Source organism: Lewinella sp. JB7 (assembly GCF_024297185.1).
In the GTDB taxonomy this organism is placed as follows: Bacteria; Bacteroidota; Bacteroidia; order Chitinophagales; family Saprospiraceae; genus Neolewinella.
Map to the genome: position 1 here is coordinate 108,062 of NZ_JANCTD010000008.1, position 16,864 is coordinate 124,925.

Genomic DNA, 16,864 nt, shown 5'->3' on the forward strand with positions numbered 1-16,864 from the left:
TTAAGTAGACAAGTCAGGGGGGACGAAAGGTTGTACGGGGCCGGGAGTCGCGGGCCGCGGGGCGTGCGCTATCTTGCGCCGCGATGATACCGCCGCGCCTGCACGAGCTTAGGCTCTACTACAACACCACCATCCGCCCGGAGCTGCTGCGACTGGAGGGCCTCCGCAAGCGCATCCTCCGCGGGATTGCCGTTTCGCTGGCGGCGATCTTTACGGTGGGGATCGTGTTCCTGGTGTACGATCTGGGGTTTCTGATCCTGATCCTGGTCGTCCCCGTAGCCTTCTACGTCGGTTCGCTTTACCTGCGTATCGAGCGTTTCCGGCAGTCCTTCAAGCCCGCGGTCATTCAGTTGCTGCTGGACTTCATCAACGATGCCCCCAATTTCCGTTCGCTGGAATACAACGCCACGCGGCCCATCCTGCGCGACCGCTTCGAGCGCAGCGGACTGTTCCGTCCGCATCCGGACAGCTACCGCGCCGAGGACTACATCCGCGGACTCGTCGGAGAGATGGCCTTCGAGATGGGGGAGACCTACGTACAGGAGATCAGTCCGGCCAGCAACCGCCTGGAGGTCGTGTTCAGCGGACTGTTCGTACACGCCATCTTCAACGAGGAGACCAGTGGCAGACTGGCCGTATGGCCCCGGCATAAACTGCGCCGCCTCAAACGATCCGTTGATGCCTACATCGGCTCGCGGGGCCGATCGGCCGATATTGAGATCCTCAATCCCGGTTTTCGCGAAACCTTCGCCGTCTACGCCCATCCGGGCACGAAGGTGGCGGGCATACTTACGCCACCCATGCAGGATGCCCTCCTGGAATTTCACCGGCGGGAAGGGCGCGACCTCTACTTCGCCGTCCACGATCAGGATCTCTTCATCGGTCTCGAGCACGGTTACGACCTGTTGGAGCCTCACTTCTTCCGCTCCAACGTTTCCTTTCAGCTCATCCGGAAATTCTACACCGACATCACGCTCATGCTGCAGGTGATCCAGGATTTCGATCAGACGCACTGAGCAGGATACCTTCCTTCATCGCGTAGTCACTTACGGTCAGTTTGCGGATACCCGCCAGGTCTATCGTAAAACGAATGAGGAGCATCGCGACCACGATGAGGTCGACCCGTTCGGGCGGGATGCCGGGAATGGCGAGCCGGCCCTCCGCCGTGGAGGAGATGATCGAGAAGTGAAGTTGTTCCAGACCGGTCATCATCAGGTCGTGGTGGTGGCGCCCCGGGGTGGAGGCCGTATCCCGCAGCACCTCGGCCATCACGTCGAAGGTGCCGGCGGCCCCGACGAGGTGGTGGGCGGGGTATTCCTCCAAGGCCTCCCGGAGGGGAGACAGCTGTTCGTCCAGAAAGACTTCCAGCCGCCGGATCTCGTCCTCACCGATGGGATCGGCGTGGTGAAAGGCGCGTTGCAGGACCGCCACGCCGATGGGGAAGGAGCGCCGCCAGTGCACGCCCTCGGCCGAGGCGATAATGTACTCCGTAGATCCACCGCCGATGTCCATGATCAGGATACGGTCCGTGAGGGGGGGCAGCGCGGCCAGTACGCCCCGCGTGATGAGCTCGGCTTCCGTATCTCCGGAGATCAGGCGGATGGTGATGCCGCACTCCGCTTCGGCGGTGCGGACGAACAGGGCCCCGTTGGTAGCGGTGCGCAGGGCGGCGGTTCCGATGGCGGTCACCGAAACGGCGCCATGCTCGCGAATCACTGTGGCAAAGTGGGTCAGGGCAGCAATCCCGCGCGCGAAGGGGGCCGGTCCGATAGTTTCGATTCCGTCACTGGCCAGCTTGACGAAGATCCGTTCCCGGTACACCTCCACGACGTGATCGGCTTCGTCCACCGAAGCGATGAGCAGGTGAAAGGTGTTGGTGCCGAGGTCGATTACGGCGTGTGGTGGGGCGTCGGTCATTTCTTTGGGGTTAATAATCGCCGGCGGCGGAAGGGGGTACAAACGGCGGGAACGCGGGAGCCGGGCGGGAACAAGGGCAGCAAACCTTCCGGGAAAACCACCGTAAGCGTGAGGGCGCCGGCAAATGTACCCGGTGATCGGGTTACGGTATCCACTTTCATTCCGAAACAGCGGGGGGAGCGGGGAGTTCTTCTCCGGAGCCGAGCGTATACACGGCCCGCAGACTGATCGTACGGCCCCGCAGCCGGGGTTCGTCGGCCACCTGCAGGTCGGTGAGGTGTTTGGACCACCGGAAGTTAAACCCCACCCGCGGGGTCAGGTACAGGGTAACCCCGACCTTGATCGCGAGCAGGTCGTCGCGCAGGGGGAAGTTGCCCGTGATATCGTCCCGCCTAAAGTCACTTATCCGGTAATCGATCAGCCGTTGGTAACTGAGGCCTCCCTCGGCCGTGAGCCGCCAGTCCTTGTAGTAAACCATCAGGGGCAGTTCGACGGTCTGTAGGCGGAAAGCGTAAAAGTCGCTGACGTTGAGGCTGTTCTTGTTGCGGCGGGCACCCTGCTGGCTGTACAGAATTTCGGGTCCTACCCGCCACTTGTCGGAGAGCAGAGCCACGACCCGCAATCCCCCGTTAAAACCCGGTTGGTGAAATCCGAGCAGATCATCGCCGTCGACCTGACTCAGGTTGATACCGGTGAGCACCGAAGCCCGAAAGGTTTGGGCCATCAGGACGGGGGTGATAAGGAGCAGTAGGCACGCAAGAAGTAGCCGCATGCCGCAAAAGTAAGTCGCGTCCTTGCTTTCCGGAGATCACCCATTACTTTTGCGCGTCCGCCAAACCAACTTCGCTCCCGCGCGCCCGCACATGCTGCCAACCACGAAACACAGCCTCAAAAAACTCGAGACTTTACTCGGTGAACTGGGGTATACGGTGCGTTACGAAAAGGGAAATTTCACTTCCGGCTATTGCCTCGTAGAGCAGCGGCGGGTGGCCATCGTGAACCGCTTCTACGATACGGAGGGACGCATCAACGTTCTGTACGATATTCTCGGTCAGTACCGGGCGACGGACCTGCCTCCGGAACTCAGTCCGGCTTCCCTCAAGCTGTATCGGAGAGTGAGGAAGTTCGTAGGAATACCGGCTGCTGCGACGGCGGAAGAAGAATAGTTAGTGATTGCGGTTGGCACCGGGGTGCTCGTAGAAGGAGATGCCTTCCCAGGGAACGTCCAGCTTCTCGGTCGCCACCCACGTTCTGCTTTCCCGGGGCATGGTGAATACCTGTCTTTCTTCGGTGGCTCCGGCGCGCTGGCGGAATATTTGGATCAGGTCGGCGGTGGTGTCGAGATTGACGTCCGTGAGGTAGCTGTCGAGTTGCGCGCAATTCCCGGGTTCACCGCAATTCAGGTAAGCGAGCGTTTTGAGGTGCAGGAGCTTGCCGTCCCGGATAGCGAACATGTCGATCTGGTCCCGGGTCGGGCCGTCGAAGCGGGTCAGGTACAGGTTTTCCTCGATGCCCTGCACGGCGATGGTGGCGTACATCTTACCTTTCCGGACGTTCAGGTCCCGCAGGAAGTCACCGGGCAAATCCCCGATCTCCGCTTCGCCCATTTCGACGCCCCGCAGAAGGTAGGTTTCGAGGGGGTCCACGGCGGGATCGACGTAGATGTGGAGGAAGCCGACATTGCTCTCGTCGAAGAGCGTGGCGAATTCATCCATACCGGTACGGGCTTCGGGGGCAGTGGTCTGCATACCGCCGCGTCCTACATCGACGGGGCTCTGGGCGGATACGGGAAGCAGGATCAGTAGGGTGGCGAGGGCGAATAATGATCGGATCATGGAACGTTGTGTTGTACCTACCGGAACGGATGGGTAGGGACCATGTTCTTTAAATTCGGTCGTGCCGGCGGCGCTCATCCCCGAATGCGGAGTACATTCGCGCCAAACCCTATTACACCATGAGCTACGCCGAAGCCGTTGCCGAGCTGGAGACCATACTGGCCCAGCTCCAGGAAGTGCCGGCCGACATCGATCAGCTGCACGCCCGTGTCGCCCGCGCCGAACAACTCATCGCCGCCTGCCGCGGCAAACTGCGGGGGGCGGAGGAGCAACTGGACGAGCTCCGGAAGACTACCGAAAATTAAGACTGCATGAAGATTGCCCTCGTCACCGGCGCGACCGCCGGAATCGGGCTGGAAACCGCGCGCGGATTGGCCGAGCAAGGATTTCACGTACTGCTCCACGGACGCACCCTGGCCAAGGCGCGCGCCGCCGCCGCCGAGATCCGGGGTGGCCGGGTATCGCCCCTGCACGCCGACCTGAGCGACCTCGACGCCGTGCGCCAGCTTGCCGACAACGTCCGGGCCAATCACCCGCGGCTGGACGTGCTGATCAACAACGCCGGCGTCTGGAACTCCCGGCAGGAACTCACGGCCGAAGGCATAGAGAAGACCTTTGTCGTGAACCATCTGGCGCCCTTCCTCCTGACGGGACTCCTGCGGGACCATCTCCTGCCGGACGGGCGCATCATCTGCGTCGCCAGCGACAGTCATAAGCAGGTGAAGGGCATGGCCTTCGGTAACCTGAACCTCGACGGTAATTACCATGGCTTACGCAGCTACGCCCAGAGCAAACTGGCCAACATCCTGTTCTGCTACGAATACGACCGCCGGAAGGAAGATGCCACGACCATTTGTGCCGTTCAACCCGGACTGGTGCAGACGGACATCGGCCTGAAGGGAAACACCTGGTTGCACCGGTTGGCGTGGCGGGTGCGTCGGCGGATGAGCGGAAATAAGACCCCGGCGGAAGGGGCCGCAACCAGCATTTTTCTGGCGACCGCCGACTCTGCGCCGCCCTCGGGGCTCTACTGGGACGAAAAACGACCCAAACGCTCGTACTCCTCTTCCTACAGTGAGGACGAGGCCCGGCAGCTGTGGGAAATAAGCGAACGGCTTACGAGCTATACGTATCGCTTTTAGCGGGCAGCACGCTGTTCGTTGGTTGGTCACCGTCACTGCGGTACCGGCTGAACAACTTTTCCAGGATACGCATACGCAGGGGGCGGGGCGTGAGGTAGCTGATGAAAATGAGCATACGGACGAGGCGTCCGGGCACGATGACGGCCCGTCCCGACAGTAATCCCTGAATTGCCTCCGGCGCGATGTCTTCGGGCATGGTCACGAGCAGGCGGGCGCGGGCACCCTGGGCTTCGACCCGCCGCAGACCGTCTTCGTTAGTGATCACGGGGCCCGGACAAAGCACCGAAACGCTTACTCCGTAGTACCGAAATTCCTCCCGCAGCGCCAGGGAGAAGTTGTACACGAACGCCTTAGTGCCGGTGTATACGGTCTTATAGGGCAGGGGTAGGGTAGCCTCCATGCTGCTGATGTTGAGGATGCCCCCACTTCTGAGCTTGAGCTGGGGAAGCAGGCGGTAGATCAGCTCGATCATCACCTGGTTGTTAAGCTGCAGCATACTGCGGTACTCCAACCAGGCGGTATGCTCGAAGAGACCCCCCCGCCCGAAACCGGCATTGTTGATGAGGTAACTGATGCGCAGATCTTCTTCGTCCAGCCAGTCCATGATCCGATCGATGGCCCCGGAGCCGGTGAGGTCGATGCCGAAGGTGCGCAGCCGTCCCCCGGCGAGCGGGCGTAGGGTGAATTCGGCGTCAACCAGCGCTTGATCGGGTAGTGCGACCACTATGACCCCCAGTCCCTGAGACAGGCATTCCCGGGCGAGGGCGAGTCCGATTCCGTGACTCCCACCCGTAATGAGGGCCCATTCGGCGGTTACGGAATCCGGTACATTGGTCATCCGAGGGGTGTTTGCTGGGTTCGGGGAAAGACAAGTCGTCCGGGCTAAAGGTAGGTACAGTCCCCTGCATTTTCGTGTCGATCCACCAGTATCGCCACTATTTCTCCCGCGTCGCGTCCGACGCCGCCGAGCAAACTGGAGCTGGGTCGGCGCAGATTCGGAAGCCCCAGAAAATACAGGCCGGCCAGAGAATTGCTTACCCCGCCGCGGTGAGTCGGCAGCCGGGAAGCCGGTTCCAGGGCGGCGGCGGGGAGCCAGTCGTAATGGTTCCGGAAGCCGGTACACCAGATCACCACGCCACGGGCGCGGACGGGCCAGAGAAGGCTGTCAGGGCCGTCGTCGGTATTCCTGAAGTGGAGGGTGTCGTCGCGGTAATCGGTCAATTCTCCGGTAAGCCTGCGGATGCGCGAGCGCTCTTCCGACTCCGGCGGCGGTTCCCCCACGGTCACTTCGCCTCCGGCCTCGGCCAGCATCCACTTGCCGGGTATGCGGTCCGTGCGCAGCGACATGATGCCGCTGCGGTACAACCACCAGTATATATCCCGACCCAGTAGTCGGCGGGGGAGGTTAGGCACCTGCGGTCCCACGAGCGTGACCTGTGCCCCGGCCGTCGCCGCCAGCCGCGCCAGTTGTTGTCCGCTGGCTCCGGCCCCCACCACCAAGACTTCCGTACCGGAATCAGCCACCGCCCCCAATTCCCTGATCTCACTAGAGTGGTACTGGCTGACCGGGGCGGGAAACCGCTCCGCCAGCGACGTAGGAATGCGGGGGGTGCGGTAGGCACCGGTAGCCACGATCACCTGGCGGGCGTGGTAGGTGCGCTCATTGGTTTCCACCCGGTATCCCCGGTCGTAAGTGACACGGCGTACGCGCTGATCGCCGTGGATCGGTAGGTTAAAATGGCGGGCGTAATGTTCCAGGTAGTCGGCCACTTCCCGACGCGTGGGAAGGTACCAGTCGTCCTGATCCGGGGGCAGTCCCGGCAGCCGGTTGAACCGCTGGGGACTAAAGAGCCGCAAGCCCTCCCACCGCCGGCGCCAGGAATCACCGGTGCGAACGTGGGCATCCAGAACAACAAAATTGAGATTCCGGCGCTGCAGGTGGTAGGCCGCGGCAAGCCCCGCTTGTCCGCCGCCGATCACCAGGGCGTCGAGCATCATCCCTGGGCCACTTCCTCGGCCGGGCTGAGTACGGCGATGGCCCGCTCGATAAAGCCGGGAATAACCGCATCGTGGGTGCGGGCGATCTTATCGGGATTGTTGAGGTCGGCCATGAGGCTCACCCATTTATCCAGTCCGTGCTCGTTGATGACCTCGGTTTTGATCTCCGGACGGCTGAAGTGATCGAGCATTCCTTCCGCATCGGCTTCCGGATGAAACTGACTGCCGATGATCTCCGGTGTCCACCGAATGGCCATGGTCGCGCGCTCCAGATCCACGTGGGGCCGGTCTTTTTCGATAGCCAGGATGGTGGCCCCGATCTCTTGCATACGATCCATATCGGGTTGAATGACCTGAAACCGGCGGAAATCGGCGGCCGTGAAGGGGTCCTCGAGCCCGCGGAAGATGGGATCGTCTTCTCCTTCCTCGGTGATGTGCATCGGGAAGGTGCCGAAGCTCAGGCTCCGACGCTGAGTAACCTCGGCCAGGCCCAGGTGGTGTACGGCCATCTGGAAGCTGTGGCAGATGAAGAAGACGAATTTTTTGCGTTCGTTGTGCTGGTTGAAGTCGCGCACGGCGTCGAACCAGTCGCCCCAGAGATCTTCCCAGACGCCGTCGCCCTGCCGGGGATCGCCGGGTCCGCCGGAGCTGATGTAGATGTCGAAAGAGAGGTCGGGAATCCGGTGAGCTGCCCGTACATCGAACACTTCGTATTCGACGCGATCGGAAAACTGCTCCACGATTTCGCGGATGCAGCGCATGCCCTGATTGGGAATACCGTTGTACAGGTCGAGGATGGCGAGTCGGAGGCGGCTCATTGGCTTTGGGGGTTTAATGAAACTACTAGTGAGACGTTTGCCAAACCGAAAAGTCAGTGATTCGGTGCGGTCGACTTCGTCCTTTGTCTAAGAACGGACGCAAGTGAGGGCTCTAGTATGTCTACGAACAATGCAGGGGACGACCCGTTGACATTTTCACAAGAAATAACACCCACATGGAAAAATTAAGAGATCATAAAGAGTACGAAGGTAATCCCGTTGGCCTGAGCGAAAAGACGTGTTCGGAGATGCGCAAACACCTCGACCGTCACCTGGCCGCCCTCTGGATTCAGTACTTCCAGTACCACAAGCACCACTGGCTGGTCGAGGGGCCCCAGTTCCGCGACCTTCACTTGTTCCTCGAGGAAAACTACAACGAAATTCACGCCCAGGCGGACGCGGTAGCGGAGCGGATCACCCTGCTGGGGTATGACCCCACCACCCGCATGGAGAACTACGTGAAGTTGTCATACATCGACCAGGAACCGGAGGGAGTGTTCCGTATCCGCGACGGCATCAAGGCCGATATGGAGAACGAGAAGTCCATGGCGCAGGAGTTCCGCAAGTCGATCCAGAAGGCCTTCGAGCTCGGGGACTACGGAACCAAGAAGATGCTGGAGGAATTTCTGTTCCAGATCGAGGATCGCGCCCACCACTGCGAACACTTTCTGGGCGAGGATAGCCTGGCCGTGGGTTTCCTGCACACCGAGAAGGAAGCGGAGTCGAACGGCAAAAAGAAGAAATAAGGTCCGGGCCGGCGGGTCGGAAAGTTACTTAGCCGAGATGGTCGAGTAGCTCTCCGATCTGCCGGATACGGTAAGTCTCTCCCAGTCCCTTGCGATTAGCCGCCCCCGGTCGCCGGAGCCAGCAGGCGTCGTAGCCGTACTCCAGGGCGCCCCGCACGTCCGCGTTGGGGTTATCACCAATTACGAGTACGCGTTTCGGGTCCGGTGCGCCCATTTGCCGGTGGGCGTGGTCGAAGAACGCCCGGTGGGGTTTAGCCACGCCCAGCTCGTCCGAGATCGCGATGAACTCAAAGAAGGGTTCGATACCCGTATTCAGCAGCCGCGGACGCTGGACCTCCGTAAGTCCGTTGGTCACCAGCCCCAGCCGGTAGCGCCCGCTGACCGCCTCGAGCACTTCCCGCGCGCCCTCCAGGAGATGATTACTGGCGGCCAGGTAGGTCCGGTAACTAATGGACATGGCTTCCGCCGGATGGTCGTGCCGGTAGTGTTCCAGCAGGCGCCGAAAACGTATGTCCCGCAATTGGTCTTTTGGCAACAGCCCGCGCTCGTAGTCGTCCCAGGCCGCCCGGTTGATCAGCCGGTAGGTGCCGAGCACTTCCTGGGACCATTCCAGGTCGCGTTCCACCAGTGTGCGTTCGAGGGCACTGGCTTCGGCGGCGTCAAAGTCCCAGATGGTGTTGTCCGCATCGAACAGTAGCCATTCGTACATCCGTAGTTTGTTGGTGAGGGGCAAGGATAGGTAATTACGGGCGATCCCGTTGACAATCCGTTAACAAGAATTTAGGAGGCATTGGCCGGGTGAGCCGGTTTATAGAGTAATCTTTGCGCATACTAAACAGCTTGCCATGTTCAAATCCAAATTATCCCTCCTCGCCGTCACCGTGATGGCCTTCGGTACGTTCTCCTGCCAGCAGGGCAACGACGAAGTCCGTGACGCCGCCCGTCAGGACATCGAAACGGTCGCTCCGGCGAACCCCAACGCCGCCGCTCCCGGTCAGCCCAGCGTCGCTACCCCCGCCGGCCCCACCACCAGCCTGGACTTCACCGAGGACGCGTTCAACTTCGGTACCGTGACCGAGGGGGAGATCATCACCCACACCTACTCCTTCACCAACACCGGTAACGAACCCCTGATCGTCTCCGACGCCCGTGGAACCTGTGGATGTACCGTGCCCTCCAAGCCGACCGCTCCGATCGCACCCGGCGAAACCGGCGAGATCACCGTCCGCTTCGATACGCGCAACAAGGTTGGCGAACGCCAGCAGAAGGTCACCGTGACCGCCAACACCACGCCCCCCCAGACGATCATCTCGCTGGACGGTACCGTAGTGGCCGACCCCAACGCTTCGATGCAGTAACAACTTTATTCCACGACCGTGGTTATGCCCCGCCCGCTTGCCGCAGGCGGGGCATTTTTTATCGGCTTACGGCAGTAAAAGCTACTTTTGCGCTTTCCTATTTTCTCGAATGCCCCGCAGACTCGCCATTTCCGACATTCACGGTTGCGCCCGCACCTTCGAAGCCCTGTTAGACCGGATCAGCCTGGGAACAACCGACCACCTCTACCTGCTCGGGGATTTCGTAGACCGGGGACCACGCAGCGCCCAGGTCCTGGACTACATCATCAAGCTGCAGGGGGAGGGGTACAACATTCACGCGCTGCGGGGCAACCACGATCAGTACATGATCGATGCCGCCCTCATCGGCGACAAGAGGTCGCGCAATACCTGGCGGAGCGCTGGAGCAGCCAGCACCCGCAAGAGCTACATCAAGGCCGGTAACCCCCTGGGAGCGATCAATCCGCTGCACATCTTCTGGCTCAACGAACTCCCGTACTATTACCTACTGGACGATTACGTACTCGTGCATGCCGGACTCAACTTCCGCCGGAAGAACCCCCTGAAGGGCAAGAAAGCGATGCTCAACCGCCGCAACTGGTACCGGCACATAGACTACGACTGGCTGGGTGACCGCAAGATCGTACACGGGCACACGCCCCTCACCAAAGCACAAGTGGAGGCCCAGATGCATCCGCGCCGCCGGGCGTATCCCGTATTCGATATTGACGCCGGTTGCTTTCACGTCAAACCGGGTATGGGCCACCTCTGCGCCCTGAACCTGGATGAGCGTACCTTTACCTTCGTGCCTAATCTGGACCGATGAATTGGGAAGTGATCGAACGCGAACTGGAGTTGCGGACGTCCCGCTCGTCCGGCGCCGGCGGTCAGCACGTCAATAAGACCGAAAGCCGCGTGGAGATCGTCCTCGACGTCGATGCCAGCCAGGGCCTGAGCCGCCGGGAAAAGGACAACGTGCGCTTCCACCTCGGTAATCGCCTCGATGGCCGCGGGCGGCTCTCGGTTACGGATCAGTCCGATCGGTCGCAGCACACGAACCGCCGGCGCGCCCTCGACGGTCTACGGCAGCTCCTCGAGCGGGGCATCCGTAACCCGCCCAAAAAGCGTAAGGCCGGAGCCTTCCAGGCGAATCACCGCAAGCGACTGGAGAAGAAGAAGCGTCGCGGGGAGAAGAAAGCCGGGCGGGGCAAGGTCGATTGGTAGGATCCGCACTGACCGCGGGCGGACGCCTAACGCACTAAGCCCTCCGCCTGTAATTCCTTCAGCAATTTGTCCAGGACGCCGTTCAGGAACTCTTTACTCTTGTCGGTACTGTAAAGCTTGGAAATGTCCAGATACTCATTGAGCGTAACCTGGGGGGGAATGGAATCAAATTCCAAAAATTCGGCGATGGCCATTTTGAGCAGGATCATGTCGATGATCGCTACCCGCTCGGCGTCCCAGTTCTGCAGGACGGATTTGATGCGTTCGAGTAGTTGCTCGTCGGTGTCGACCACGAACTTCAGCAATACGTCCCCGAATTCACTCACGGCTTCCGAGCTACTCTCGTAATCCCGGGCAAAATCTTCGTCGACCGGCAGGGCCTTGATGGTTTTCTTGATGGCCCCGATGACCAGGCTTTTGTCTTCGTCCCAGAGGGGGAAATGATCCTCGACCATGGTGAGAAAAAGCTCCTGCCCCTGCAGCCACTTATAGAGGGCGAGGAGCAGGGTGATGGTCTGCCGGTGATCGGGATCCTCCGCGGCGTTGTACGTAGCGTAAGCCTCCGTGGTCAGAAAATCCCGGTACAACTGTTTGATTTGGTCGGCGTCAATCAGCGACCGGATCCGGTAACGATCGTAGAGCCGGCTTAGCTCCTTATTGTCGCTGAGGGACCGAACCGCCGGGTTCGTAGCCAGGGTAGCGCGGAAGGACCGGTCTTCGGCCGTGGGGCGCAATTTGGCGTTGCGCGTCGCGAGGTCCTGCTTGGCGTATTCACAGACCCGGTGCAGAATGAGCAAATTTTGCAGGTAAAGCTCGAAGGACCGCTTGACCATAAGCGCGTAGTGGCTGCGGATGGCCCGCAGGTCGCTGCGCTCCTGTCGCTGGGCGGCGTAGAGAACCTGCATGATCTTGATGCGAACGTTGCGGCGACTCAGCATAATAGGGTCCGGTTTTCAATTTCGCAGGGGTGGAACTACCCGATCTGCCCCGCAAAGCAACGAAAAAAGACCGACTACTGCCCGGAGGCCGCTAAAATATCCTTTTGCGCAATGTTGTCGAAGGGGGGCAGGCGCTTGTGGTGCCACTTGTTCACGATAACTCCCTGCTTCATCAGCACCACGCCGGGATTGGACCGGATAATCGTTTTCAGCAGAATGTCGTCACCCCGGTAGAATGGATAGTTAGCCCCAACGGCTTTGCTGAAGTCCGCCAGGTAAGCATCGTCGGCGAACTTCGTCATGGCCATCACCGTGTGACCGGCCGCCTGGGCCTGCTCTACGACGGGCTGGATGTCATCCCGCCACTTCTCTACGTAATCCGCGTTCCAGTTGCCCGGTTCACCCTTCAGGGTATAGGCCACGATTATGAAAGTGTACCCGGGGTCGGTGAGCAATTCCGGTACGATGTCGTTGCCATCGGCGTCGCTCACCTCGAAGTCGCTGATCTTGGTAGCTTCGATGGCGGGCTCCGAGGAATACGTCTCGTATGTCCAATCCGCTTCGGGGTAGTCCTTGTAGACTTTAAGAAAGTCCGCGGTGCTCATCTCCACGACGCTTCCGTCCTGCTTGTTCGTAAGAGTATAGCCCAGCACTTCCACCGAGCCGGCGGCTTCCTCCTCGGCTTGCTTTACGGCGGCCACGTCGGTGCCGATCTTGAACGGACGAAAGTCCTGGCCGGGAATGTCCCACACGAAATTGCTCAGGCAGTAGCCAAGGGCGATTGCTCCGGTGAGAAGGACCGCTCCCGCACGCGTGCCCGCGGAAAACAATTGGTGCATCTTCCCCGGAGCTAGGAGGAAGAAGAGGGCGGGTACCAGCAGAAAGACATCCTTGAGAAAGCTCACCCGGGGTTCCAGCTTCAGAAAATCGCCGAAACATCCACAATCCGTGACCTTCATATTCGATTCCGCGTAGGGACCCCAGTCACCGAAGGCGAAGAAATTGACGCCGGCGGGCACGTAACCCGTGAGGTAGGTAAAGCCGGTCAGAACCGTAAAGAAGGCCACGATGCCGAAGAAGAGCCCGGCGGTAAGCTTCGGGCGGGCCCCCACGATGAGCATCAGCCCGAGCATGATCTCCAGGACGATCATAAAGACCGAGAAGCCCACCGAAAGGTTACTCAGCCACGGAAAGACCGGCGCCAGAAATCCCGCTCCGGCCCCCTCCGCCGTCGCGGCGAATTCGGCGAAGTATTGCTCCATTTTAAAGGCCGTGCCCAGGGGGTCGATCGCCTTCACGTAGCCCGAAAAAAGGAACAGGGCCCCCGCGAAGTTCTGCAACGCCGACATGAAAATATTACGCGTCGCCCGGAGGAAAAAGTGGGTGAGCGCCGTCAGGGACAGTGCCGCGATCGAAATGTAGATCAGGAGGGTAGTAAGCGTCATGGGCAATATTATACGGCTAAAATACAACCGACTAACGCAGGGGTTGTCAACGTAGTGTTAAGCGGTCGCGGGCCTCAATTGGGCGTGGTCCAGCAGGGCGGCGTAAATCTCGTTTTGCCGCAGTATCTCGCTGCACCCCACGAGAACGAGGTGGTCCCGGGCCCGGGTCATCGCCACGTTGAGCTTCCGGTCGACCCCCTCTTCACTCACCCGCGAAAGGCGTTGCAGCTGGGTCGTATCGTTGGCGCAAAGCGACATCAGCACGATACGCTTGGCGCTCCCCTGGTAGCGTTCTACGGTATCCACCGTGAAGTCGTCGGGTGGGTACCCCTCCTGCTGCAGCAACTTCCGGATGTAGGCGATCTGCGCGCGGTAGGGGGTAATGATGCCGATGTCCCCCGGCCGCACCGGCCGCTCGGTAGTTGCGTAGAGGGCCGTGAAGGCCCTGACGAGCCGGACGAGCATTTCCGCTTCGTGACGGTTCACTTTCGGATCCGGCGTCGCGTCGTCCACGGGAGTCGATAGAAATACCAGTCGTTGCGTGCGGAGCGTACGTTGTAGTTCGTCACCGGGAATGCCCGCCGCGATGGGGGCAAGCTGCCGGAGGTGATAGCCGATACTGTCCGGCAGGATCTCCAGTCCACCGCCGTAAAAATGAAGAGCGGGAAAGGCCATGATGTCGCGGTGCATGCGGCCCTGGTAGCGCAGCTGGTCGAAGGCCCACGACCAATTCCTGTCCCGCGCCGTGAGGTAGAGGCGCTCGAACAGACTCGTCCCCAGATCGGTAAGCCCGAGATCGCGCAGCTGCGGATCCCGGACCCGGGTCCCCGCCTCTCCCTGCTGAACGACGGCGGGCAGCTGCCGGTGGTCGCCGATGAGCAGACACCGGGGCGCCCGCGGCAGGATCCCCCCGAGCAGGGGCTCCAGGATCTGGCTGGCCTCATCTACCACGATGCGGTCGAAAGCCTTCAACTTGAAGAGCTCGTCCTTTCCCCCCACGCTGGAGACCGTACCCACGACGATCCGACAGTCGTCGATGAGTTGCCGCAGCTCTTTGCGCCGGCGCAGGCGCTTGCTTCTGATCTGTAGTAAGCGGTCTTCGTAGCGGAGAGACGTTCCCAGCCGGCTGCCGATGCGCAGGTAGTCGCGGAAGGGATTTCCGTCGGCATCGGTGATGCGTTCGATGCTCTCGCAAATTTCGTCCACGGCCCGGTTCGTATAGGCGACCAGCAGAATGTTTTCCTCCGTGTGTTCGAGCAGGTGGCGGACCAGGTGGTGAAGCATTTTGCTCGTCTTTCCGGTGCCGGGCGGCCCCCACAGCAGGAAGTAGTCGGGCGCGGTAATGATCCGACGCAGAATGCGGTCCTGCTCGTCGGTTAGTTCCCGGGAAATCGGTTCGGGGTAGGGGGGCGCTTGCCGGGGAGGGAGGAGACCCAACCAGCGGCGGCGCAGATCGGTGTCGGCCTGCGCCCACAGGTACAGTCCCAGGTAGTGGTTCTTGAAACTGCTGTCCAGCACGTCTTTTTCGATGCTCCAGTATGGCTTGCGCCGGAACACCCCGTCGTTCAGTTGGGGGTTGCGGGGACGCAGGAGCACGCTGGATTCCCGGACATCCATGATGGTGGACTTGAAGATTTGTGCCTTTACCGCGTCGCCGGGCCGCGTCCGTTGCGTCTGGGTACCGTAGAGAGCAATGATGTCCCCCTGGCGAAACTTGACCAGGTTGCCGTCTTCGGCGGGGCGCCGCAGGGTCAGAATGTTTTCCTCCGCGTCGTAGTGCTCGAAGGTCAGCCCGTCGAGCAGTTCGAAGCGGTCGATCTTGTCGTCGCGCTCGTCGAGCCAGAGGCTGGCCAGGCCGTTAACGTGGTCGGTTTTCTGCTCTCCGACCTTAGCCAGCCGTTGTTCGCGGGCCACGAAGCCGAGGAAGGCGCCGAAGTACCGTCGTTCGAGATCGTCCAGCCGGCCGTAAGTGGAAAGCACCGTCCGGTGATCGCGCTCGGTAAAACTTCCCAGGGGGCCCAGTCGGTCCGGCTCGATGCGGGCCAGCAGCGCATCGGTCTGCCGGCGCAGGTCATCCTCACCGAGGCGGGCCAGCAACATTTCGATCCCGACCAGCTGATTCCGCGCGGCAATGGCCTCCATCTGGCGGTTGAATTCGGGGGGCGCGTAGCGGATGGGGTTGTTGTAGTCGACGCTGTACAGAATGTACGACCTGACGTTCGCCTCCCGACCGAGTGCCCGGTTGATCATGAGGTCGTACAGCAGGGTCTGGATGAAGTTGTCGCTGCGGATTCCGTGACGGTTGGGCTGGTAGATCTTGCTCGTCTTGAGCTCCACGATCGACGTGGTGGCCTCCTCGGAGTCGCGCTGCGACTGGAGCAAATCCAGACGCCCCTGCAGCCCGTAACTGGGACTTAGAAATGTAGGTTCCAGCATGACCGTTTCCCGGTCGATGTCGAGCTCGGGCAGCAGCTGCTCCACGAATTTCTTGACCGTCAGGAAGTGGTGTTGCAGTTCTTCGATCAGGGTCCGCACCTCCTGATCGTTGAACAGACAGAGTTCGAGGGGTTGCATCTCGAAGATGGTGGGCAGCACCTCCCGGAACCGCGCCTGGGGGGTATGGATCAGTACGTCCAGGAAGCTGTTGACGATGTTTCCCCGCACCAGGGGCGGCCGCTTTTCGAAGGGGAGTAGTCGTTTGGGCAAGGATGTCCAGGGCTGAAAGGCCGTACCACTACCGAAGCAGCCGGCCACGTCCGTCACGTTGACCAGAAAATCGGGCTCGATCACGATTTGGGTGGGAAAAATGCGGTTGCCCTCCCGCAGCTGGGCATTCAGCAGATTGAGCAGCACGAAGGGGCCGCTGACCTTTTCCAGTATATCTACCGCCCCCCGGACGAGGGAGTCCGCCAGTTCGGCCTCCCCGTAGGGAATGACGTATACCTGCTCGGGTCGATCCTCCCGTCGAACGTAGAGAAGTTCTTCCGCGGCATCGATCTCCAGCGCCAGCACCCGCAACTGATAGTAATGCCGCTTTACTTCCGGCGGGCGGTAGGGGGGGAATTCGACGTCCAGATAGGGCCCCATCTCCTCCGGCACCGTGGTACCGAATAGCTGAGCATTGAGCTCCGTCGCCAGGCGCATGCCGATACGGACCCGCATCTTCAGCGCACCGGGATCCTCCTCCGGGCTCCGGTGGCGACGGAAGAGTCGTTCCTGGGCTACAAGCTCCCGCGGCAGTCCGTACTTATGGGCGGCGTAGGTGATGCGTGCGTACACGGTGCTGAAGTGTAGCAAATCCTCCTCGGTCGCGCGCTCGAACAGCTCGAGGATGATGCGGCGGAGTGCGTCCGCCCGCTGGGAATCGGTCATCTCGTCGCTCCGGGCCACCCGCCGGGTCCGCCGGTAGAAGTGGTCGCTGAGGGCTTGCTGTCGGGGAGATACGCTCATGGCGGAAAGATAGT

Annotated in this window: 18 protein-coding genes; 8 read left to right on the forward strand and 10 right to left on the reverse strand. The window is 60.9% G+C overall.

Annotated features, from left to right (window positions below; genetic code table 11):
• The first annotated feature begins 83 nt into the window (after positions 1-83).
• The gene (locus NMA52_RS14755; RefSeq protein ID WP_254828464.1) at positions 84-1,016 is read left to right on the forward strand and encodes a DUF3137 domain-containing protein; all 933 of its coding nucleotides are present in this window, start codon (positions 84-86) and stop codon (positions 1,014-1,016) included.
• On the opposite strand, the gene NMA52_RS14760 is transcribed toward NMA52_RS14755, so the two are convergent.
• Both NMA52_RS14760 and NMA52_RS14765 read right to left on the reverse strand, forming a co-directional pair.
• Positions 976-1,917 (reverse strand): hypothetical protein, encoded by a 942-nt coding sequence (locus NMA52_RS14760; protein ID WP_254828465.1) that lies wholly within the window; start codon positions 1,915-1,917, stop codon positions 976-978. The two genes, NMA52_RS14755 and NMA52_RS14760, sit on opposite strands and share 41 nt — an antisense overlap.
• Positions 1,918-2,074: 157 nt before the next feature.
• Positions 2,075-2,689 (reverse strand): outer membrane beta-barrel protein, encoded by a 615-nt coding sequence (locus NMA52_RS14765; RefSeq protein ID WP_254828466.1) that lies wholly within the window; start codon positions 2,687-2,689, stop codon positions 2,075-2,077.
• Positions 2,690-2,738: 49 nt separating this feature from the next.
• On the opposite strand from NMA52_RS14765, the gene NMA52_RS14770 reads away from it, so the two are divergent.
• Positions 2,739-3,083 (forward strand): hypothetical protein, encoded by a 345-nt coding sequence (locus NMA52_RS14770; protein WP_254828467.1) that lies wholly within the window; start codon positions 2,739-2,741, stop codon positions 3,081-3,083.
• On the opposite strand, the gene NMA52_RS14775 is transcribed toward NMA52_RS14770, so the two are convergent.
• Positions 3,084-3,752, reverse strand: a complete 669-nt coding sequence (locus NMA52_RS14775) for a hypothetical protein (RefSeq protein ID WP_254828468.1) — start codon at positions 3,750-3,752, stop codon at positions 3,084-3,086.
• A gap of 119 nt (positions 3,753-3,871) precedes the next feature.
• Here NMA52_RS14775 and xseB point away from each other — a divergent pair, with 119 nt between their 5' ends.
• Together xseB and NMA52_RS14785 are read left to right on the forward strand one after the other, a co-directional pair.
• Entirely contained in the window at positions 3,872-4,057 is a 186-nt protein-coding gene (xseB, locus tag NMA52_RS14780) for an exodeoxyribonuclease VII small subunit (RefSeq protein ID WP_254828469.1), read from the forward strand.
• 6 nt (positions 4,058-4,063) lie between these two features.
• Positions 4,064-4,894 carry an SDR family NAD(P)-dependent oxidoreductase gene (locus tag NMA52_RS14785; protein WP_254828470.1) on the forward strand — a complete coding sequence of 277 codons (831 nt, stop codon included), beginning with the start codon at positions 4,064-4,066 and terminating at the stop codon, positions 4,892-4,894.
• On the opposite strand, the gene NMA52_RS14790 is transcribed toward NMA52_RS14785, so the two are convergent.
• Genes NMA52_RS14790 through NMA52_RS14800 form a run of 3 tightly spaced genes read right to left on the reverse strand, consistent with a single transcriptional unit; the run spans position 4,869 to position 7,710 of the window.
• A complete protein-coding gene (locus NMA52_RS14790) occupies positions 4,869-5,732 on the reverse strand; it encodes an SDR family oxidoreductase (protein WP_254828471.1) in 864 nt (287 codons plus the stop codon). The two genes, NMA52_RS14785 and NMA52_RS14790, sit on opposite strands and share 26 nt — an antisense overlap.
• Before the next feature lie 44 nt (positions 5,733-5,776).
• Positions 5,777-6,892 (reverse strand): NAD(P)/FAD-dependent oxidoreductase, encoded by a 1,116-nt coding sequence (locus NMA52_RS14795; RefSeq protein ID WP_254828472.1) that lies wholly within the window; start codon positions 6,890-6,892, stop codon positions 5,777-5,779.
• On the reverse strand, positions 6,889-7,710 hold the full coding sequence (locus NMA52_RS14800) for a type 1 glutamine amidotransferase (RefSeq protein ID WP_254828473.1): 822 nt from the start codon (positions 7,708-7,710) through the stop codon (positions 6,889-6,891). Before NMA52_RS14800 ends, NMA52_RS14795 begins: the two co-directional genes overlap by 4 nt.
• Before the next feature lie 176 nt (positions 7,711-7,886).
• Here NMA52_RS14800 and NMA52_RS14805 point away from each other — a divergent pair, with 176 nt between their 5' ends.
• The gene (locus tag NMA52_RS14805; protein ID WP_254828474.1) at positions 7,887-8,456 is read left to right on the forward strand and encodes a ferritin-like domain-containing protein; all 570 of its coding nucleotides are present in this window, start codon (positions 7,887-7,889) and stop codon (positions 8,454-8,456) included.
• Positions 8,457-8,484: 28 nt separating this feature from the next.
• On the opposite strand, the gene NMA52_RS14810 is transcribed toward NMA52_RS14805, so the two are convergent.
• Positions 8,485-9,189, reverse strand: a complete 705-nt coding sequence (locus tag NMA52_RS14810; RefSeq protein ID WP_254828475.1) for a YjjG family noncanonical pyrimidine nucleotidase — start codon at positions 9,187-9,189, stop codon at positions 8,485-8,487.
• Positions 9,190-9,301: 112 nt separating this feature from the next.
• Here NMA52_RS14810 and NMA52_RS14815 point away from each other — a divergent pair, with 112 nt between their 5' ends.
• The 3 genes from NMA52_RS14815 to arfB all read left to right on the forward strand — a co-directional run bounded on the left by NMA52_RS14815 (position 9,302) and on the right by arfB (position 11,017).
• On the forward strand, positions 9,302-9,814 hold the full coding sequence (locus NMA52_RS14815; protein WP_254828476.1) for a DUF1573 domain-containing protein: 513 nt from the start codon (positions 9,302-9,304) through the stop codon (positions 9,812-9,814).
• 109 nt (positions 9,815-9,923) lie between these two features.
• Positions 9,924-10,619, forward strand: a complete 696-nt coding sequence (locus NMA52_RS14820; protein WP_254828477.1) for a metallophosphoesterase family protein — start codon at positions 9,924-9,926, stop codon at positions 10,617-10,619.
• Entirely contained in the window at positions 10,616-11,017 is a 402-nt protein-coding gene (arfB, locus tag NMA52_RS14825; RefSeq protein WP_371930976.1) for an alternative ribosome rescue aminoacyl-tRNA hydrolase ArfB, read from the forward strand. Before NMA52_RS14820 ends, arfB begins: the two co-directional genes overlap by 4 nt.
• Positions 11,018-11,043: 26 nt before the next feature.
• On the opposite strand, the gene NMA52_RS14830 is transcribed toward arfB, so the two are convergent.
• The 3 genes from NMA52_RS14830 to NMA52_RS14840 form a co-directional block, all read right to left on the reverse strand.
• A complete protein-coding gene (locus tag NMA52_RS14830) occupies positions 11,044-11,955 on the reverse strand; it encodes a transcription antitermination protein NusB (protein WP_254828478.1) in 912 nt (303 codons plus the stop codon).
• A 74-nt stretch (positions 11,956-12,029) separates the two neighbouring features.
• Positions 12,030-13,400 carry a hypothetical protein gene (locus NMA52_RS14835; RefSeq protein WP_254828479.1) on the reverse strand — a complete coding sequence of 457 codons (1,371 nt, stop codon included), beginning with the start codon at positions 13,398-13,400 and terminating at the stop codon, positions 12,030-12,032.
• A gap of 57 nt (positions 13,401-13,457) precedes the next feature.
• Positions 13,458-16,850 carry a DEAD/DEAH box helicase gene (locus NMA52_RS14840; protein WP_254828480.1) on the reverse strand — a complete coding sequence of 1,131 codons (3,393 nt, stop codon included), beginning with the start codon at positions 16,848-16,850 and terminating at the stop codon, positions 13,458-13,460.
• Between the last annotated feature and the right edge of the window lie 14 nt (positions 16,851-16,864).

What these genes read in the sequence shown, in the direction of transcription:
- NMA52_RS14755 (WP_254828464.1), top strand. Translation starts at nt 84, where the DNA reads ATGATACCGCCGCGCCTGCACGAGCTTAGGCTCTACTACAACACCACC.
- NMA52_RS14760 (WP_254828465.1), bottom strand. Translation starts at nt 1,917, where the DNA reads ATGACCGACGCCCCACCACACGCCGTAATCGACCTCGGCACCAACACC.
- NMA52_RS14765 (WP_254828466.1), bottom strand. Translation starts at nt 2,689, where the DNA reads ATGCGGCTACTTCTTGCGTGCCTACTGCTCCTTATCACCCCCGTCCTG.
- NMA52_RS14775 (WP_254828468.1), bottom strand. Translation starts at nt 3,752, where the DNA reads ATGATCCGATCATTATTCGCCCTCGCCACCCTACTGATCCTGCTTCCC.
- xseB (WP_254828469.1), top strand. Translation starts at nt 3,872, where the DNA reads ATGAGCTACGCCGAAGCCGTTGCCGAGCTGGAGACCATACTGGCCCAG.
- NMA52_RS14785 (WP_254828470.1), top strand. Translation starts at nt 4,064, where the DNA reads ATGAAGATTGCCCTCGTCACCGGCGCGACCGCCGGAATCGGGCTGGAA.
- NMA52_RS14790 (WP_254828471.1), bottom strand. Translation starts at nt 5,732, where the DNA reads ATGACCAATGTACCGGATTCCGTAACCGCCGAATGGGCCCTCATTACG.
- NMA52_RS14795 (WP_254828472.1), bottom strand. Translation starts at nt 6,892, where the DNA reads ATGATGCTCGACGCCCTGGTGATCGGCGGCGGACAAGCGGGGCTTGCC.
- NMA52_RS14800 (WP_254828473.1), bottom strand. Translation starts at nt 7,710, where the DNA reads ATGAGCCGCCTCCGACTCGCCATCCTCGACCTGTACAACGGTATTCCC.
- NMA52_RS14805 (WP_254828474.1), top strand. Translation starts at nt 7,887, where the DNA reads ATGGAAAAATTAAGAGATCATAAAGAGTACGAAGGTAATCCCGTTGGC.
- NMA52_RS14815 (WP_254828476.1), top strand. Translation starts at nt 9,302, where the DNA reads ATGTTCAAATCCAAATTATCCCTCCTCGCCGTCACCGTGATGGCCTTC.
- NMA52_RS14820 (WP_254828477.1), top strand. Translation starts at nt 9,924, where the DNA reads ATGCCCCGCAGACTCGCCATTTCCGACATTCACGGTTGCGCCCGCACC.
- arfB (WP_371930976.1), top strand. Translation starts at nt 10,616, where the DNA reads ATGAATTGGGAAGTGATCGAACGCGAACTGGAGTTGCGGACGTCCCGC.
- NMA52_RS14830 (WP_254828478.1), bottom strand. Translation starts at nt 11,955, where the DNA reads ATGCTGAGTCGCCGCAACGTTCGCATCAAGATCATGCAGGTTCTCTAC.
- NMA52_RS14835 (WP_254828479.1), bottom strand. Translation starts at nt 13,400, where the DNA reads ATGACGCTTACTACCCTCCTGATCTACATTTCGATCGCGGCACTGTCC.
- NMA52_RS14840 (WP_254828480.1), bottom strand. Translation starts at nt 16,850, where the DNA reads ATGAGCGTATCTCCCCGACAGCAAGCCCTCAGCGACCACTTCTACCGG.